Annotated in this window: 1 protein-coding gene; it reads right to left on the bottom strand. The window is 63.1% G+C overall.

The window, feature by feature from the left end; all coding sequences use genetic code 11:
* A partial coding sequence (locus ACIPIJ_RS27865; RefSeq protein WP_401083230.1) for a T6SS effector BTH_I2691 family protein occupies nt 1–1,453 on the bottom strand: 1,453 nt, incomplete at both ends.

Here is a 1,453-nt window from a genome sequence, read left to right as displayed (position 1 = left end):
GCTCGCACACTCACCAATGTCGCACCCGTTGCACCAATCACACCAAAAATCGACGCAGCGAACCCCGTTGTATATTCCGGCACATCGCTCTTCTGCAAACTGTTGTAAGCCGCTTTGAGCGCAACCACGTTGAACCACAGCATCCCCGCATTCAACCCGCCCCCACCGCCGGAAGTGAGCAGCCCGATAAAGTTCGGTTTCACCCGCGTTGCCGTCGTCAGTTCAAGCGACACCCTCCGGCTACCCGAAACGCGCAGTTCTTTTATTTCCTCGACCTGCGCCATCCCGGTTTTCAGATACCGTTCCACCTCCTGACTGAATGGATGTGCGCGAAGGGCCTGCTCGGTGATGTTGTAGCGCGCGGCCAGCAACCCCAAGGCCTTCTCGGCATTGGCCTCCTGCGCCGCCAGCAACACTTGCTGGCGCAAATTGTGGCTGGCATCCCAGCGGGTCTGGCCGCGCATGCGCTTGAGTACCACGGTGTTGACGGACTGTGCCGTCAGGTCGGTGATGTCGGCGATGGCCGGAAAGCGGCCGTACAACCCTTCGATAACATTGTCGCTGCCGCCCAGCAGGGTGCCGACCGCGTCGGCCTTGTCCCTGAACGGGTTGAAGGGTGCCAGCGCCATGTACAGTGGGCTGTGGTGCTGATCCAGCCATTGCTCCAGACGCTGGAGGCGTCGGTCCTGGTCTTCGTTGCCGGGTACGGGTTGCCCCATGGGGTGGATCAGCAGTGCAAGGGACATCTCAAGCCCGCGGGCGGAACTGCAGTCATTGCGGTCGTAACAGGCCAGCGCCGCCGCTAGGCTATAGGGGTCATCGAGGTGCTGGTTTTCGGCAGTGGCCAGCCAGGCGTCGTGGTCGTTGCTGGCTTGCAGGGCCAGTTGGCGCAAGGCGGCGATGCGTTTTTCCAGCGCCTCGCGTTCGTCCAGGAACTGCAGGTACTTGGCCGTGTCGATGCGCTGCCCCAGGCGGGCGCCGTTGGGGGAATAGTATTCATGGGTGAGCGCCCGGAAGCGTGCTGCAGCGGGTGACAGCGAAGGGCGCCCCGATGGCACCTGCAACCTCTGCGTGGCCTGCTCCAGCGGGCGTGAGTCAGGGGGGTAGAAGCTTTCCAGGGTCTTGTTGAGCAGCATGGCCACCAGGTTGCGGTGGTGGAAGTCGCGGCTTTTTGGGCTCAGCCGTTCTGCATCCAGCCCATAGCACGCCGGCACGCCGGCCTGCTCGGAACCCTGCAACGGTTTGGTATGTTCCAGTTGCTCGGCCGGCATCAGGTCGCGCAGCTGATGCTGATAAGCCGATGCTGACAGGCTCAGGTCCAGAGCCATGCCCTCGGCATCGCTGAGCACCACCACGGCGGGGATTTTCGGTTGGGTACTGGGGTAATGCCGCGCCATGGCGCCAAGCCTGCCGATGGGCAGGGCCTCGGTACGCGGTAGGCTGCTCCAGGCCA

This window comes from Pseudomonas sp. NPDC087185, assembly GCF_044744955.1.
Lineage (GTDB): Bacteria > Pseudomonadota > Gammaproteobacteria > Pseudomonadales > Pseudomonadaceae > Aquipseudomonas.
Note: the sequence above shows the minus strand (reverse complement) of the source record. Positions and strands in the feature narration are given on the sequence as shown.